This window comes from Erwinia sp. PME.40.26/001, from assembly GCF_055556675.1.
On record NZ_JBVHNP010000004.1, the window covers coordinates 188,760 to 205,179 of the forward strand.

At 50.2% G+C, this 16,420-nt stretch carries 11 protein-coding genes, 1 tRNA gene and 3 pseudogenes; 4 read left to right on the forward strand and 11 right to left on the reverse strand.

Translation table 11 applies throughout. The features are described from left to right. Positions 1 to 692 precede the first annotated feature (692 nt). A pseudogene (locus ACZ3HG_RS13805) lies at positions 693 to 1,055 on the forward strand (phage integrase N-terminal domain-containing protein); the annotation flags it as partial. 31 nt (positions 1,056 to 1,086) lie between these two features. Here ACZ3HG_RS13805 and ACZ3HG_RS13810 read toward each other — a convergent pair. Next, a pseudogene (locus tag ACZ3HG_RS13810) lies at positions 1,087 to 2,098 on the reverse strand (IS3 family transposase); the annotation flags it as partial. A 66-nt stretch (positions 2,099 to 2,164) separates the two neighbouring features. On the opposite strand from ACZ3HG_RS13810, the gene ACZ3HG_RS13815 reads away from it, so the two are divergent. Then, on the forward strand, positions 2,165 to 3,187 hold the full coding sequence (locus ACZ3HG_RS13815) for an IS110 family RNA-guided transposase (protein WP_465333065.1): 1,023 nt from the start codon (positions 2,165 to 2,167) through the stop codon (positions 3,185 to 3,187). Between the two features lie 213 nt (positions 3,188 to 3,400). Here ACZ3HG_RS13815 and ACZ3HG_RS13820 read toward each other — a convergent pair. The 8 genes and pseudogenes from ACZ3HG_RS13820 to ACZ3HG_RS13855 form a co-directional block, all read right to left on the reverse strand. After that, positions 3,401 to 3,520: pseudogene (locus ACZ3HG_RS13820) on the reverse strand (transposase); the annotation flags it as partial. A gap of 420 nt (positions 3,521 to 3,940) precedes the next feature. After that, positions 3,941 to 7,057 carry an HsdR family type I site-specific deoxyribonuclease gene (locus tag ACZ3HG_RS13825; RefSeq protein WP_465333066.1) on the reverse strand — a complete coding sequence of 1,039 codons (3,117 nt, stop codon included), beginning with the start codon at positions 7,055 to 7,057 and terminating at the stop codon, positions 3,941 to 3,943. Between the two features lie 122 nt (positions 7,058 to 7,179). Beyond that, positions 7,180 to 8,442, reverse strand: coding sequence for a restriction endonuclease subunit S (locus tag ACZ3HG_RS13830; protein WP_465333067.1), 1,263 nt, complete (start codon positions 8,440 to 8,442; stop codon positions 7,180 to 7,182). Further along, a complete protein-coding gene (locus ACZ3HG_RS13835; protein ID WP_465333068.1) occupies positions 8,439 to 9,995 on the reverse strand; it encodes a type I restriction-modification system subunit M in 1,557 nt (518 codons plus the stop codon). Before ACZ3HG_RS13835 ends, ACZ3HG_RS13830 begins: the two co-directional genes overlap by 4 nt. Positions 9,996 to 10,125: 130 nt before the next feature. Continuing rightward, positions 10,126 to 10,374, reverse strand: coding sequence for a DUF2442 domain-containing protein (locus ACZ3HG_RS13840; protein WP_465333069.1), 249 nt, complete (start codon positions 10,372 to 10,374; stop codon positions 10,126 to 10,128). A gap of 20 nt (positions 10,375 to 10,394) precedes the next feature. Continuing rightward, positions 10,395 to 11,576: a tyrosine-type recombinase/integrase gene (locus ACZ3HG_RS13845; RefSeq protein ID WP_465333070.1), complete on the reverse strand. Its 1,182-nt coding sequence runs from the start codon at positions 11,574 to 11,576 to the stop codon at positions 10,395 to 10,397. 165 nt (positions 11,577 to 11,741) lie between these two features. Next, positions 11,742 to 11,818 (reverse strand) — tRNA-Arg (locus tag ACZ3HG_RS13850). A gap of 170 nt (positions 11,819 to 11,988) precedes the next feature. After that, on the reverse strand, positions 11,989 to 12,306 hold the full coding sequence (locus ACZ3HG_RS13855) for a hypothetical protein (RefSeq protein ID WP_465333071.1): 318 nt from the start codon (positions 12,304 to 12,306) through the stop codon (positions 11,989 to 11,991). Positions 12,307 to 12,549: 243 nt separating this feature from the next. Here ACZ3HG_RS13855 and folD point away from each other — a divergent pair, with 243 nt between their 5' ends. Further along, positions 12,550 to 13,416: a bifunctional methylenetetrahydrofolate dehydrogenase/methenyltetrahydrofolate cyclohydrolase FolD gene (gene folD / locus ACZ3HG_RS13860; RefSeq protein ID WP_191933572.1), complete on the forward strand. Its 867-nt coding sequence runs from the start codon at positions 12,550 to 12,552 to the stop codon at positions 13,414 to 13,416. Continuing rightward, positions 13,416 to 13,628, forward strand: a complete 213-nt coding sequence (gene ybcJ / locus ACZ3HG_RS13865; RefSeq protein WP_191933573.1) for a ribosome-associated protein YbcJ — start codon at positions 13,416 to 13,418, stop codon at positions 13,626 to 13,628. Before folD ends, ybcJ begins: the two co-directional genes overlap by 1 nt. 96 nt (positions 13,629 to 13,724) lie before the next feature. On the opposite strand, the gene ACZ3HG_RS13870 is transcribed toward ybcJ, so the two are convergent. Both ACZ3HG_RS13870 and cysS read right to left on the reverse strand, forming a co-directional pair. Then, positions 13,725 to 14,819, reverse strand: coding sequence for an AAA family ATPase (locus ACZ3HG_RS13870; RefSeq protein WP_465333072.1), 1,095 nt, complete (start codon positions 14,817 to 14,819; stop codon positions 13,725 to 13,727). Positions 14,820 to 14,882: 63 nt separating this feature from the next. Next, the gene (gene cysS / locus ACZ3HG_RS13875; RefSeq protein ID WP_465333073.1) at positions 14,883 to 16,271 is read right to left on the reverse strand and encodes a cysteine--tRNA ligase; all 1,389 of its coding nucleotides are present in this window, start codon (positions 16,269 to 16,271) and stop codon (positions 14,883 to 14,885) included. Between the last annotated feature and the right edge of the window lie 149 nt (positions 16,272 to 16,420).

Sequence of the window (16,420 nt, forward strand, 5' to 3'; positions counted from 1 at the left end):
ATAGCGGTACATTTGCTCGCCCTTGGAAGCAAATATCGTCAATAGAACCGCTCCTACTGCGTGACGATGAGGGTACATTAAACAAACGAATGCCTTATTAATAAGGTGCTTCCACATAGAAACCATTCCTAAACAGGAATATTTCGATTGTTAACTAAGCTGTCAGTAATTTGCTGCCAGCCCCTTTTAGCATTCCCCTATACTAATGTGCCACTACTGACACGTTATGTACTCCTTGACCATACAGAGTTAGCTACATCCTCTCCGAAAAAATCATGGCGCGTATTGAACGCTGCGGGCTGCATTTTGCTTATGCCGTTAGGCATGAGCAAACGGCAGTCGTGCTGCGTGAGATACGTGGCGTCACTTTTTGCGTGCCAACGCTTGAAAGTGACGCCATAGCGTAAACCGCTGCCCATCCTCTACCTGCGCCCGTTTCAAACGGGTATCTGAATCTGACACCACGTTTTCATACACCAAATATCCATTTTTTAAAGGAGATCTGAATTGTTGCCGAGGCAGGCATAAGCCTAGGGATTACCTGCAATAGCAGGCAGTTGCACTGAGTGCATCACTGACACCCCGAAATACCTCAACTGCACCCGCTCTGGCGCACAGGCAACTTTCAGTACGGAACGGCAGCGCTGTTTCCGTTATGAGCCATGCGCCAGAGAAGCAGATTGGAGTATCAGATGAGTAGAATAGGTAGAGAAATGAAGCAGCTAGCGAAGCAGGTTGGCGGTAGTCACAAGACTGTACATGATCGCATTCGTATTGCTGACAGATTTTGTAATCACTTGCTGGCGTTGAATATTCAAATTCGCAGCGTCCAGTATTTGAAAGCGAGGCATATCGAAAGTTATATCGCTGCACGTCTGGGGCAAGGTATTGCCTTGCGCACATTGCAAAATGAGATGGCTGCTCTGCGATCCGTTTTACATCAAGCTGGACGGGAAAAATTAGTAGTTTCAGAGCGATTAACTAATCGAGCGCTGGGGCTCGGCGGCAGTAGCCGAGCAGGCACTAAATTCGCTATCCCCACAGATAAATATCAGCATGACCTGCCCCCAGTCTCAGATACAACGGTCAGTTAGTAATGTCGGTTTGATTACCTTCTAATTTTCTGTTTCTCCAGCCCGCTGCAAACTCAGATGGTGTCTGGTAATTCAGCGACGAATGTGGACGGCACTCGTTATAATCCTGCCGCCAGTCATTAATGATTTTCCTGGCGTGAGTAATATCGCTGAACCAGTGCTCATTCAGGCATTCATCGCGAAAGCGTCCATTGAAACTCTCAATAAATCCGTTCTGCGTTGGCTTGCCCGGCTGGATTAAGCGCAGCTCCACGCCATGCTCATAAGCCCACTGGTCAAGTGCTCTGCAGGTAAACTCCGGCCCCTGGTCAGTTCTTATCGTAGCCGGATAGCCGCGAAACAACGCAATGCTGTCCAGAATACGCGTGACCTGCACGCCTGAAATCCCGAAGGCAACAGTGACTGTACTGTCAGGCATTCCTTCGTAAAATCATCCACGCAGGTCAGACACTTAATCCTGCGACCGGTGGCCAGTGCGTCCATGACGAAATCCATAGACCAGGTCAGATTGGGCGCCATCGGGTGGAGCAGCGGCAGACGTTCTGTTGCCAGCCCTTTACGACGTCGCCTGCGTTTTACCCTCAGGCCATTAAGTTGATAGATACGGTAAACCCGCTTGTGGTTAACACAAAGACCTTCACGCCGCAGAAGCTGCCAGATACGCCGATAACCAAAACGGCGGCGTTCAAGTGCCAGCTCTGTGATGCGTAGAGACAGCTGCGCGTCAGCAGCCGGACGCTGAACCGAATAACGGCAGGTTGACAGGGACAGACCTGCCAGCCTGCAGGCACGACGTTGCGACAGACCCGTAGCCTCGCACATAACTTCCACGGCTTCCCGCTTCTGGTCTGTCGTCAGTACTTTCGCCCAAGAGCCACCTGAAGCGCCTCCTTATCCAGCATGGCTTCAGCAAGCAGCTTCTTGAGTCTGGCGTTCTCTTCCTCAAGCGACTTCAGGCGCTTAACCTCAGGCACCTCCATACCGCCATACTTCTTACGCCATGTAATGGGATGGACTACCTCTTCCCCCTGCGCTTAACTGAACATAATTCATCCAGCAGGAGTGTGACTATGAACATTGTATTTATGGGCATCGACCTGGCAAAAAATGTTTTCCAGCTCTGCGGACTGAATCAGGCAGGCAAGCCGGTTTATACACGGCGTGTTGAGCGAAAGATTTTACTTCAGACGCTGGTTAATATACCCGCCTGCCTGATTGGTATTGAAGCATGCACGGGAGCATTTTACTGGCAGAGAGAATTTGAAAAACTGGGGCATAAAGTGAAAATCATCAGTCCCCAGTATGTTAAGCCTTTTATTCGCGGGCAGAAAAACGATGGCAATGATGCACAGGCCATCGCGGTGGCACTGATGCAACCAACGATGCAATTTGTCCCCCCGAAAAGCCCGGAACAGCAGGATATACAGGCGTTACATCGGGCCAGACAACGAATAGTTAATCACCGAACTGCAACAATCTGCCAGATACGAGGGCTTTTACTTGATCGCGGCATCTCAATTGGTGCAGCGATGTCCAGAGCCCGCCGTGCTGTTCCACTGATACTTGAAGATGCTGAAAATGGATTAAGCATAAGAATGCGAAAGACAATTGCTGAACTCTATGAGCTTTTCATCGATCTTGAGAAACGAATTAAATTTTTTGATAAGGAGATCGAAACTGTTTTCAGGCAATCAGCAGAATGTCAGCGCATAGCAAAAGTTAAAGGGATTGGCCCGAAAACGGCTACAGCTGTTGTTGCTGCGATCGGTAATGGTCAGGAATTTAAAAACGGCCGTCATTTTGCAGCATGGCTTGGACTTGTCCCGCGGCAGCATTCGAGCGGAGACAGACAGGTGCTGATGAATATCACCAAGAAAGGCGACAAGCACTTACGAACGCTTTTGATTCACGGAGCCCGCGCAGTTGTCCGGGTAGCAACAAATAACAATGACGGTTCTCTAAACCAATGGGTTAATCAGTTGAAAGAACGACGGGGATTCAATAAGACTACTGTCGCGGTGGCAAACAAAAACGCCCGGATTATCTGGTCGATCCTCCGGCATGAAACTGAATATCAACCCGCATCAAATTAAGGCTTACCTCATGAAAGTTGCAGCGTACTGAAAATGGTAACAGGTTGCACCTGCCCAGTCGGAACCTGATTTTTATACTGGTCCATGAGGCCGTCCAAGTGTTGAGGCGACTGTGTGCGGATTTCCCATTTGGGCACAGGTATATTCCTGATGCCGGATAGATGTTAGCAACAACCTAAACCTGATTCAGTGCTTGCAAAACAGAGGTAGTCCATAGATGTAAAACGTGGCATCTGAAATGGCGTGCTTACGGCAGAGCTCACGGGCAGAAACTCCGGCTTCGGCCTCGCGGAGAATACTGATGATCTGTTCGTCGGAAAAACGCTTCTTCATGGGGATGTCCTCATGTGGCTTATGAAGACATTACTAACATCGCGGTGTGTTAATCAACGGGGAGCAGGTCAATGGGATTCGATGTCTCTAAGAAATTCTCTCGTTGGCTGGATAAGCTGGAAAAGGAAGGCCGTGTCATTTGTGAAGGTGAACATATTAGGCCAGTTACTCTAGAGTTCAAAGCGGGGGAATAAACGGGGATTAAGTGGGGGAACAAATAATGCAATGTGCATTTGTTAATGATTCCCCCACTTCAAACCCTTATATGCGCAGCAAGTGGGGGAATCGAGCCAAAATCTGAAGTATCAATAGGTTACATTCATTTCGCAGAAAGCAATCAGCTAATCTCGTTACCCCTCAAAGCGGGGGGAATAAATGGGGGAGACATACCATTCGTAATAGCTCCCCTTTTAACAATATTTAGATCTGACCACCTACACCTTTAAACTTCTCGATGAATGATACAATTCTCTGGAATACAGTCTGTTTCTTAGTTTTGTACTGCGGATTCAGGGGGCTGAGTTTTGGCAGCGCCTCATTAAGTTCCGTACCATTTTCCGTCGCATATTCACGTTTTAGGGAGGTGCGGATGTAACGTCTTGCAGCTTCTTCATTGAGGTTTTCTGACTTAATCAACTCTTCCGCCTCGCGCTGCTGCTCACGTTGAGCGAAGGTGAAGAATGCATCAATAATCCCTGCCTTGTCCGGCAGTTCATCAAGATTTGTTTGCTGAATAAAGTCAACGACCAACCCTTCCTTGGCACGGTTACCCAGACTAGAGCGAATCAAGCGTCTAACTTCTTCGGTCAGGCCTGCTTTGTTTTTATTCTGTTTATTGCGTTCAAATATCAGGCCGAGAATGTAGTCCAGATTGATTTCCTGCGACTTCAGCAGGTCGATCTCAAACACTACGTCTTCCCAGTTGATGGTTGATTTATCTTTGTCATCAGCTGCTTTTTCTTTGCGCTGCCAGTCACGGATATCGTTGTACACCGAGCGATAATCCTGCACTTTCCGCTCAGCTGGCAGGCGTATAGTCTGGACTTCTGCGAACTTATCATCATCCAGATAATGCGCAGCTTTGAACGCTTCGACGGCTTCCGGGTTACTGATATCGACTGTTTGTAGCGCTTTCAGCGTGGCAAATTCATCATAGTTTTGCAGGATGTTCTCAGCCCGCAGATATTCACCAAACAGCTTCACAAAAGCTTTTTTCTCTTTCTCGCTTTCAATGTCAGCCGGATCAGGGAAACGGTGTTCCAGTGTAGTGACGATGTCCATAAAGCCACGCTTCGCCTCACCGGTGACTATATCGGTAAAGCCTTCCATGTACTCTTTGTAGCTTTTTTCCAGCACCACGTTCTTTGTATTTTTATCGCCAAACAACGTGATGGCATCAATCGTTGCCCGCTCCAGATTACGGAAGGTCACAATATTGCCGAACGTTTTAGTCGCATCGTAGATACGGTTGGTGCGTGAAAACGCCTGCATCAGCCCGTGATAGCGCAGGTTTTTATCAACAAACAGGGTGTTTAGCGTCGGGGCGTCGAAGCCGGTCAGGAACATCCCGACAACAATCAGCAGGTCGATATCCTGATTTTTCACGCGCTGGGCTAAATCCCGGTAGTAGTTCTGAAAGCCATTGCTGTCGGTACTGAAGTTGGTTTTGAAGTGGCCGTTGTAGTCATCAATCGCCGCATCCAGATACTCTTTGGCGCTGCTATTCATCGCGCTGACATCAAAGCTCTCATCGGTAATGTCACCGACAGCATTCTGCTCTTCATTGGCTGCAAAGGAGTAAATGGTGGCCACTCTCAGCGGCTTATACGTATCAGACGCCTCTGAGGCTGACAGCTGTTGTGATTTAAAGGCTTCATAATAGGACTTGGCAGCATCAACACTGCTCACTGCGAACATGGCATTAAAGCCTTTCGCGCCCGGGAAGGCACGGTGGGTCTTCTGACGAAAATGCGTCAGGATATAGCGGGTGATTTCCTCAATGCGGCGCGGGTGCAGAAAGGCCTGTTGATTTTCTGCTGCGCTGAGTTTTTTGTCATCGGTTTCCGTTTCCAGTGCCTTGAACTGCGGGCGGACATCATTGTAATCCACCTTGAACTTCAGCACCTTTTCATCCCGGATGGCATCGGTAATGACATAAGAGTGCAGCTCTCGACCAAACACGCTGGCCGTGGTTTCAGCCCCCAGAGCGTTTTGAGGGAAAATCGGTGTTCCGGTAAAGCCGAATTGATAAAAGCGGGTGAATTTTTTGCTCAGGTTCTTCTGAGCTTCACCAAACTGACTGCGGTGGCACTCATCAAAAATAAACACCACCTGCTGACGGTATACCGGTAAATCTGCCTCCCCCTTCATCAAGTTGTTGAGCTTCTGAATGGTGGTGACGATGATTTTATTATCATCCTTTTCCAGATTACGCTTCAGGCCGGCGGTGTTATCTGAACCATTGACGCTGTCTGGTGAAAAGCGCTGGTACTCCTTCATGGTCTGATAATCGAGGTCCTTGCGATCAACCACAAAGAAAACTTTATCGATGAACTCCAGTTCAGTGGCAAGCCTTGCCGCCTTGAAGCTGGTAAGGGTTTTACCTGAACCGGTGGTATGCCAGATAAAGCCGCCGCCTTCGGGTTTTGACCAGTCTTTAGCTTTAAAGGAGCTGTTAATTTTCCACAGAATACGCTCGGTGGCGGCAATCTGGTAAGGGCGCATCACCAGCAGCGTCTGGCTGCTGTCAAACACACTGTAGTTAAACAAAATATGCAGTAGGGTATGCTTTTGAAAGAAAGTGGCAGTAAAGTCCTTCAGGTCTTTAATGAGCGTGTTATCGGACTTCGCCCAGTTCATGGTGAAGTCAAAGCTGTTTTTATCCCTTTTAGTAGTGTTGGCAAAGTAGCGGGTATCGGTGCCGTTGGAAATCACAAACAGCTGAAGATACCTGAACAGAGAGTTATCGCTGTTAAAGCTCTCCTTGCTGTAACGGTGTATTTGGTTAAAAGCCTCCCGAATCGCAACGCCGCGTTTTTTCAGCTCAACCTGAACCAGCGGCAAACCATTGATCAGAATGGTGACGTCATAGCGGTTAGCGTGCGAGCCGGTCTGCTCAAACTGCTGGATAACCTGTACTTTGTTACGAACCAGATTTTTTTTATCAATCAGGTAAATGTTTTCAAGCTGGCCGTTATCAAAGGTAAAATCGCAGATGTAATCGATATGTACTTTACGAGTCTTATCCAGACTGCTGTCACCCGGGCTGTCCAGATAGCTCTCACAGAACCGCCGCCATTCACCGTCATTGAATACCACGCCATTAAGTGCCTGAAGCTGCGCACGGATATTCGCCAGCATCAGCGGCTGGGAGGTGAAGGAAACAAATTCATATCCCTGATTGCACAGATCCTGAATCAGTTCACGCTCCAGATCCGATTCACTCTGGTAGTTATCTCCTACCTCCCAGGCTTTAGAATACTTATCGAGTACAATGAACTTATTCGATTCAGCAATGGTGTTGGTCTGTTGAGTCATCGCGCATCCTGTGTGCTGTATGGCAAAGACCGGCAGCAGATGAAGTAAAAGCTACCAGCCGATGAATTCGCTTATGTATGGCACGGCCAGCAAACGCTGGCCGGTTAGTTATAGCATGAGTGTCACTGAATGACGGCATCAGGCTTCGGGAAGCTAAACAGCAAATCTCGGTAGTATTCGTACTGTTTTTGGCGCAGCTCGATTTCTCGAGGAAGCCCCTCGTTGATTGAGTTGGTCAGAGCATCGAATTTGTCGAGGATAGCAACCACACGGTTTTGCTCTGCGAGTGATTTATTAGAATCGCTCGGGTACGGTACGATAATCTTCGTTTTCCTGATATTGTCGTTATAAAGTCTGTCTATTGTTCCACCTTCCGAAACAGCCCACTTGGCGATTTTATAGAAGTGCCAGAGGTACTTATTAGTAACTATACTTTCGTTGTTTTCTAGCCAGACAATATTGCTATCTTGAAAATAAGCAGGCTTTCCGTCATATATAACTGTGCGTCCTATAGTCCCTGATGCAGAAATTAGAACATCGCCTTTCCTTGGAAAGGAATACTTACTTTTGTAAGCCTCAAATACATTCCTAGATATAAACGCATCCGCTTTCTTTCCAAACGTGCCAATTTTATAGAATGGCACTTCCCCTTCAGGCTGAGTATCGCTCTTAAGAATGCGCTTGCACATTCTTACATCACCAATATCACCCAGCGTCTTCCACTCAGCTTCGCCCTCTTCAAAGCTCAGCAACTGATCGCGATAGAAATTGTACTGTTTTTTACGTGCGGTAAGCTCAGCGGTAAGCTCAGCGGTAAGCTCAGCGGTAAGAGCGGTAAATGTATCCAGAATCCGGACAATTTCAGATTGGATGGCAAGCGACTTCTTCGGATTATCTGGGCAGGGAATAGGGATTACTATTTTCGCCAAGTCACCACTGGAAACCCTGCGAACTTTCGCCCCAGTGATATACTTTATCTTTTGTGTCTGAAATATTTCGGACTGGAAAAAATGGGCGAGATATTTAACATTCTGCTTATGCCGGAATAACATCATATCCCCGGAAATGGCCGTTTCCCCACCAAGCCATGCTAAAGGCTTTACGACATCTGCATCGTTTTCTGATGTTGTAGCTAACAATAAGTCATTTTTTTGAGCCTTTCTCAGCTTATTAGCTAGCTCTGGTGAAACAAAAGTAAATGTGCTATCTGCTGATAATCCATATCTTGTATAAATCTGACCGTAATGTATTGCAGGAAAGCCGCTTTCAATGAAGTCTTTTTTCTGTAGCCCATTGCCTCGTATAAAATTGCCAATATCTCCCAGAGGCATCCACTCAACATCAAAGCCATCCAGTAGCTTTTCCAGATAACTCATCCCACTCATGCCTGTGCCTCGCTGCCTTCTATTTCTGCCACAATCGCATCAATGTCTTTGCGCAACTGCTCAATCTTACTGACGGTGATTTTCAGTTCGGCATTAAGTTCGGTGATATCAACGATTTCACGGGTGTCTTTGGCTTCGACATAGCTGCTGACGGACAGGTTATAGTCATTGGCGGCAACGGCCTCAAGCGGCACGGATTTCGCCAGATGGTCGGTATCTGCCTTGCTGTCAAATACCTGCATAATCTGCGCAATATGCGCATCGGTGAGAGTGTTATTATTGGTTTCTTTCTTGAACAGACCGCTGGCATCAATAAACTGTACATCGGTGTCGGCTTTATGCTTTGACAGCACCAGAATGTTGACTGCAATGGTGGTGCCGAAGAACAGGTTAGGCGCAAGGGAAATCACGGTTTCAACGTAGTTATTGTCGACCAGATACTGACGAATTTTTTGCTCAGTGCCGCCCCGGTAAAAAATGCCCGGGAAGCAGACAATGGCCGCGCGGCCTTTGGCTGACAGGTAGTTCAGGGCGTGCAGCACAAACGCAAAGTCGGCCTTCGATTTCGGGGCCAGCACGCCGGCCGGTGCAAAGCGCTCATCGTTAATCAGCGTCGGGTCGTCGCTGCCAATCCATTTCACCGAGTACGGCGGATTTGAGACGATGGCATCAAAGGGCTTATCGTCCTTAAAGTGTGGGTCAGTCAGGGTGTTACCCAGCATAATATTAAACTTATCGTAGTTAATGTTATGCAAGAACATGTTCATACGGGCCAGGTTAAAGGTCGTGTGGTTAATCTCCTGCCCGAAAAAGCCTTCTTCGATGATGTGATTATCAAAATGCTTTTTCGCCTGTAACAGCAGTGAACCAGAACCTGCTGCTGGGTCATAGATTTTGTTAACGTGGGTCTGACCATGCATTGCCAGTTGGGCAATCAGTTTAGATACGTGCTGTGGCGTAAAGAACTCACCGCCTGATTTCCCGGCATTCGCCGCGTAGTTGGAAATCAGGAACTCGTAAGCATCCCCGAACAGGTCAATCTGGTGCGCATCAAAGTCACCCAGCTTTAAGCCTTCAACGCCTTTCAGCACGGCAGCGAGGCGGCTATTTTTATCTTTAACGGTGTTACCCAAGCGGTTACTAGTGGTGTCAAAGTCAGCAAACAGGCCTTTGATGTCGGCCTCAGAAGGATAGCCATAGGCTGAGCTTTCGATGGCGACGAATATGCTGTTCAAATCAGCATTCAATCTGTCGTTATTGTTGGCTTTCTCGGCCACATTGCAGAACAGCTGGCTCGGATAAATAAAATAGCCTTTAGTTTTGATGGCATCGTCTTTGATGTCATCGATAATGATGCTGTCATCCAGCGAGGCATAGTTAACGCTGTCATCACCGGCTTCGATGTAACTAGAAAAGTTTTCGCTGATAAAACGATAGAAAAGTGCGCCAAGTACGTATTGTTTGAAATCCCATCCATCGACCGATCCGCGAACATTATTGGCAATTGCCCAGATTTGACGGTGTAATTCTGCTCGTTGTTGAAGGCTTGTCATTTTTATCCTGTCAGGCTCATTTAACTATCTGTTATTAAAATGCTTTTATAGAAGCGCACGCTTAAATATGGAACCAAGTGATACTTCACAGCGTAAGCAGCAAATAGAATCTGATAATTGACCTTAAGTTCTACTTGCTTCCATTCGTTTGGTCTCTATCCCTTCCCTCATACAGAGAAGGAACATAGATATCTTCGTTCAGCTCATCCCAATGAATCCCCGGCCCCGTTCCAGACAGCTCCCACCGATTACGCTGCTCAGGTGTACCACGCAGCAATCTTGGAAAATTTTGCAGTGGGATGTTCAGGCGCTCTTTCCCTTCTAACTGCACATGCATAATTTCATCCGAAAAGCTGATAGCTACTTTAGGTGCTTGCATTGCCTCATCCCTCATCGCTATCAAGCATTGTCACGCAGCGTACCGAGATAATCGGCATACCATTGGAGCATTTCACGGCGTCCATCGAGGTACTGAGCATGATTGTAAGTCCCGCGAATGGTGTTTTTATCCGCATGCGCCAACTGAGTCTCAATCCATGCAGCGTTGTAGCCCTGTTCATGCAAAATTGTGCTCATCGTGTGGCGGAAGCCGTGCCCTGTTGCTTTTCCATCGAAACCAATACGCTTTATTACCTGATTAATACTCGCCTCACTCATAGGCTTACCTGCATGATTTCGGCCAGGGAAGACAAATTTCCCCCTTCCGCTAAGCTCGTGCATTTCTTCAAGTAGTGAAAGCGCCTGTCCGGATAGCGGCACAACGTGCGGTCGCCTCATTTTCATCCGTTCAGCAGGGATCTGCCAGGTTCCCTTCATTAAATCGAACTCACACCACTCAGCGGCACGTAATTCGATGGTCCGAGTCCCAGTGAGCATAAGCAAGTGTGTTGCGTGGTGTGTGATGCGACTTCCGCTGTAGCCACTTAACGCTCGTAAGAAACCACCGATTTCATGACTTAGTAAATGTGGGAAATGCTTTTGCTTGGGGGCTTTCAGTGCCCCCGCGAGATCTGTGACGGGATTATGCTCTGCCCTGCCGGTGATGATGGCATAGGTAAATATCTGCCGACACGCCTGACGAGTTTTCTTTAGCTTATCCAGCACGCCGCGCTGCTCCATCTTGCGCAGCACGGCTAACATCTCAGCCACTTTAATCTCTGCAATAGGTCGTTTGCCCAGCGCGGGAAAAACATCTTTGCGTAAATATTCAAGGATGTCGTCTGCGTAGCCTTGGGACCAGTTAGGTCGTTTGTGTTCGTGCCACTCCTGCGCCAGTGATTCAAAACTGTTGTTGATGGCGAGGATTTTGGCCTGCTTGGCTTCTTGCTTGGCTAGTCCGGGATCTCCTCCCGCTGCCAGTATCTTTTTGGCCTCTTCGCGCTTACCCCTCGCCTCGGAAAGAGAAATGGCGGGATATAGCCCGAACACTACGCGCTTTTCTTTCCCTGCAAAACGGTATTTCAGTCGCCAACTTTTGCTCCCACTGGGAAAAATTTCGAGATACAAGCCAGCTCCATCAGCCAGTTTATAGGCTTTCTCTTTCGGCTTAGCAGAGTCGATTTGACGGGCATTTAGCTTCATATGGGGGCATCGTGATCTATTGAACGGGACAATCCCCCCTATGATGCCCCCAATCGAGTGTAGCTTTCAATAGACAAACAGATACAACGCTGGATGTAGTAACCAGTATCAGTAAGGGGCTAGGAGGTATTTGTAGACGTTAGGAGACACTAGCAGAAGAAGAGATGGTACGCCCTACAGGATTCGAACCTGTGACCTACGGCTTAGAAGGCCGGTGCTCTATCCAACTGAGCTAAGGGCGCATGGTGATTGCGTCGGATTATACGACGCGATCCTGCTGAGTCAACGTTTTTAGGGTCTGCGGCCGCCCACTGCTGAAGTAATGAGCAGTCGATGCGGTTTGGGCTTACGGCCCGTCATAAAAAAACCCACCTTGCGGTGGGTTTTTCACGAATACTATCAACAGAGCGCCTTAATTGGTCGCTTTGTTTTTCAAATCTTCTGCACCCTGCTTGGTTTTATCCCAGCCTTTCTCAGTGCCTTCTTTGGTTTTGTTCCAGGTTTTCTGGGTACCTTCAGAGATCTTACTGCTGGTCGAGTGACTCTCGCCTTCTGCAGCATGTTTGGCTTTCAGCTGCATCTCTTCCCCTTCGTGCTGGGATTTATGCAGCTTCTCTTTGGCGGTATCAGCGCCTTTGTGCGCTTCCGCGACGGTGTTATCCGTGGTGGTAGCAGCAAAAACAGGTGAGACCATCAGCAAAGCAGACAGTGCAATAATAGTTGTTTTCATCATTCCCTCTTTATCTTTTCGATAAGTTGCCGTGTCACAGTTCAATCCTGGCACAGCCGCGGCGGTAATGATTTAGGAATAAACCGGGAATGGCGGGCAAACGCCTTGTGGAACGCTTTAAGAGCAGTCCGAAGTGACTCCCCTGCACACCTCCTGTTGAAACTCTGCCTGACAGCGGGCCGCGCTTCTGACAAAATAGGCGTAATCCCCGAATTAACTCAACACAGATGGATCCCCTTTCTGATGGCAGCAAAAATTATTGACGGTAAAACGATTGCGCAGCAGGTGCGACAAGAGGTTGCAGAGCGGGTAAAGCAGCGAACTGCAGCCGGTAAACGCGCCCCGGGTCTGGCCGTGGTGCTGGTGGGTGAAAACCCGGCTTCGCAGATTTATGTTGGCAGCAAGCGCCGCGCCTGCGAAGAGGTCGGCTTCCTTTCCCGCTCGTACGATCTGCCCGCGACCACCAGCGAAGCGGATCTGCTCGAGCTGATTACCAGGCTGAATAACGATGCGGAAATTGACGGTATTCTGGTGCAGCTACCGCTGCCTGCGGGCATCGATAACGTCAAGGTGCTGGAACATATTGCGCCGGAAAAAGACGTAGATGGCTTCCACCCTTATAACGTCGGCCGCCTGTGCCAGCGCTCACCGAAGCTGCGCCCCTGTACGCCGCGCGGCATCGTGACGCTGCTGGAACGCTACAATATTGATACTTACGGCCTGAATGCCGTGGTGGTCGGCGCATCCAATATTGTTGGCCGCCCGATGAGTATGGAGCTGCTGCTGGCCGGGTGCACCACCACCGTCACCCACCGCTTTACCAAAAATCTGCGTCACCATATCGAACACGCCGATCTGCTGGTGGTGGCGGTAGGTAAGCCCGGTTTTATTCCCGGTGAGTGGATCAAACCCGGCGCGATCGTCATTGACGTGGGGATTAACCGGCTGGAAAGCGGCAAAGTGGTCGGCGATGTGGAGTTTGACGTGGCGGCTGAACGAGCCGCCTATATTACCCCGGTGCCGGGCGGCGTGGGGCCAATGACGGTCGCCACCCTGATCCAGAACACCCTGCAGGCCTGTGAAAATAACGACGATGGAGCAACAGCATAATGGCAACTTTCTCTCTGGGCGATCATCCCCACGTGGATCTGTGCGATCTGATGAAACTGGAAGGCTGGGTAGAAAGCGGCGCAATGGCAAAAATCATGATCTCTGGCGGACATGTGACGGTCAATGGTGTAAAAGAAACCCGTAAGCGCTGCAAAATTGTGGCGGGACAGAAGGTTGATTTTGACGGCGAAAGCGTCACCGTAACGGCCTGATATTCAGGTAGATGCGCGAAAGGCTGCCTGCGGGCGGCCTTTTTTGATCGCAGCAGCCCCCGGGCGCGGTGCCGTTAACATTTTCTGTTGCGGTGGTCACTCCTCATCTGCAATTTGTGTTGCTCCGTCGACCTGCTGCAGCCGGTAGTGACGTATCGCCGTATGTCCGGCGATCAGCTGTGCCAGCAGCGGCGAGTGGCTGGTCACCCAGATCTGGCTGTAGCGACTCGCTTCGGCGATCAGCTGCGCCAGCGCCGGCAACAGGTCGGGATGCAAACTGTTCTCTGGCTCGTTAAGCGCCATAAAGGCGGGCGGGCGCGGACTGAGCAGCGCAACCACCAGGCACAGGAAGCGCAGCGTGCCGTCAGACAGTTCAGCGGCATCGAGCGGCCGCAGGATCCCCTGGCGGTGCATCAGCATCTGAAAGCGACCGTTCTGCGCTTCCACCTCAAAATGACTGTCGGGAAACGCCTGCTGCAAAATAGAGAACAGCAGCTCGGTGTGGCCTCGTTCGCGGAGGGTCTCAAAGGCGGCGGCGAGATTACTGCCATCGTGTGCCAGGATCGGCGAGCGGATGCCGACCTGCGGTACGCGCAGCGCACTGCCCGGCCAGATGGCAAACTCGTGGTAAAAGCGCCAGCCGCGCAGGTTCTCACGCACCTGCGAGACTTCCGGATAGAGATGCGGATCAGCCAGCTGACCAAAAACCGATTCCTCCTGGTGCAGTGAAGCCGGATAGGCCACGCGCTCCCCGTCGATATTGTGCAGAAAAGCGGTCTGATTGCTACGCTCCAGCAGCTGCGCCGAACGCCGCCGCTGTTGCCCACTCAGCCAGAGTTGCTCTTTCTTCACCACCGGGTCGAGGTTAAACAGGCTGATCAGCGGTTCGGGAAAGCCGATCTCCAGCTGATAGTCGAAGTCGTCCATCGCCGCCGACAGGATCATCCGTTTGACTTCGCTGTGACGTTCACCGCGCCGTGCGCCTCCGGCCCACATGGCTTTCTGAATGCCGCCATCCTGTGCCAGCGCCGGTGACAGACGGTCGCAGGCCGCTTCATGCAGCAGGCGTACCGCTTTATACAGATTGGATTTGCCACAGCCATTGGGGCCGGTGATAACGTTAAGCTGACCGAGTTCAAGTTCGAGGTAGCGAATGGAGCGGTAGTTGGTGAGGGTGAGTTGTCTGATCATGGTAACGGAGCCCTGACCTTCAGCAGAAAGGACAGGGGCGCAGCATACCGCGCCCCGGAGAGATTACTTACGACGCCAGCGGGTGCCGCCTGCACCGTCTTCCAGCACAATGCCCATTGCATTAAGCTTGTCACGCGCGACATCGGCCTGCGCCCAGTCTTTTGCCAGACGCGCATCAATACGCATCTGGATCAGCGCTTCAATCTGCGCTACTTCTTCATCATTGATGTTCACGCCGTTTTGCAGGAACTGCTCCGGATCCTGCTCAAGCAGGCCAAGTACGCCCGCCAGCACCCGCAGGCGTGCTGCCAGCCCTTCAGCAGCGGTTTTGTCGGTATCCTTCAGGCGGTTGACTTCGCGCGCCAGGTCAAACAGAACCGAGTAGGCTTCCGGGGTGTTGAAGTCATCATCCATGGCGGCACGGAAACGGTCTTCAAACTCTTCCCCACCGGCAACTTCGGCACTGGCGTCGGTGTTACGGATAGCGATGTAGAGGCGCTCCAGCGCCGAGCGTGCCTGATTCAGGTTATCTTCGCCGTAGTTCAGCTGGCTGCGATAGTGACCGGACATCAGGAAGTAACGTACGGTTTCTGCATCGTAGTGCGCCAGCACATCGCGCACGGTAAAGAAGTTGTTCAGTGATTTTGACATCTTCTCGCGGTCAACCATCACCATGCCGGAGTGCATCCAGACGTTCACATACGGACCATCATGGGCGCAGGTGGACTGGGCGATCTCGTTTTCATGGTGGGGGAACATCAGGTCAGAGCCGCCGCCGTGGATGTCAAAGTGTTCACCCAGCTGCTTGCAGTTCATGGCTGAACATTCGATGTGCCAGCCCGGACGGCCCATTCCCCACGGGGACTCCCAGCCGGGTTCGTCGGCTTTTGACATCTTCCACAGCACGAAGTCCATCGGATTACGCTTCACATCTGCCGCGACTTCCACGCGGGCACCGGCCTGAAGCTGATCGAGATCCTGTCGCGACAGTGAGCCGTAGTGAGGGTCGCTGTCAACGGAGAACATCACATCCCCATTGCTGGCAACATAGGCATGTTCGCGGGCAATCAGCTTGCTGACTAACTCAACTATCTCAGGAATGTGGCGTGTTGCGCGCGGTTCCAGGTCCGGCGGCAGGATATTCAGCGCGGCGAAATCCTTGTGCATCTCAGCAATCATGCGATTGGTCAGTTGCTCAATGGTCTCACCGTTTTCATTCGCACGTTTGATGATTTTGTCATCAATATCGGTGATGTTACGCACATAGTTCAGCTCATAGCCGCTGTAACGCAGGTAACGCGCTACCACATCAAATGCCGCGAAGGTTCTGCCGTGTCCGATATGACAGAGGTCGTAAACGGTAATGCCACACACGTACATCCCGATTTTACCGGCATGAATAGGTTTAAATTCCTCTTTTTGACGACTCAGGGTGTTGTAAATCTTTAGCATTGAGACATTCCGTTTTAAACGTGTGCGGGATTAGCGAAAAAATGGCGAAGTAAATATTCTGACGTATTCTTACCTTCAGCGCGGCGCAAAGCAAGGTTATCTGCGTTTCCTTTATGAAGGGGAGGCTGACGAGCTATCACATTTTGTGA

Coding starts and splice junctions, on each gene's coding strand:
- ACZ3HG_RS13830 (WP_465333067.1), bottom strand. CDS start 8,442: ATGAGTGGGATGAGTTATCTGGAAAAGCTACTGGATGGCTTTGATGTT.
- ACZ3HG_RS13825 (WP_465333066.1), bottom strand. CDS start 7,057: ATGACTCAACAGACCAACACCATTGCTGAATCGAATAAGTTCATTGTA.
- ACZ3HG_RS13815 (WP_465333065.1), top strand. CDS start 2,165: ATGAACATTGTATTTATGGGCATCGACCTGGCAAAAAATGTTTTCCAG.
- cysS (WP_465333073.1), bottom strand. CDS start 16,271: ATGCTAAAGATTTACAACACCCTGAGTCGTCAAAAAGAGGAATTTAAA.
- folD (WP_191933572.1), top strand. CDS start 12,550: ATGGCAGCAAAAATTATTGACGGTAAAACGATTGCGCAGCAGGTGCGA.
- ACZ3HG_RS13870 (WP_465333072.1), bottom strand. CDS start 14,819: ATGATCAGACAACTCACCCTCACCAACTACCGCTCCATTCGCTACCTC.
- ACZ3HG_RS13840 (WP_465333069.1), bottom strand. CDS start 10,374: ATGCAAGCACCTAAAGTAGCTATCAGCTTTTCGGATGAAATTATGCAT.
- ybcJ (WP_191933573.1), top strand. CDS start 13,416: ATGGCAACTTTCTCTCTGGGCGATCATCCCCACGTGGATCTGTGCGAT.
- ACZ3HG_RS13855 (WP_465333071.1), bottom strand. CDS start 12,306: ATGAAAACAACTATTATTGCACTGTCTGCTTTGCTGATGGTCTCACCT.
- ACZ3HG_RS13835 (WP_465333068.1), bottom strand. CDS start 9,995: ATGACAAGCCTTCAACAACGAGCAGAATTACACCGTCAAATCTGGGCA.
- ACZ3HG_RS13845 (WP_465333070.1), bottom strand. CDS start 11,576: ATGAAGCTAAATGCCCGTCAAATCGACTCTGCTAAGCCGAAAGAGAAA.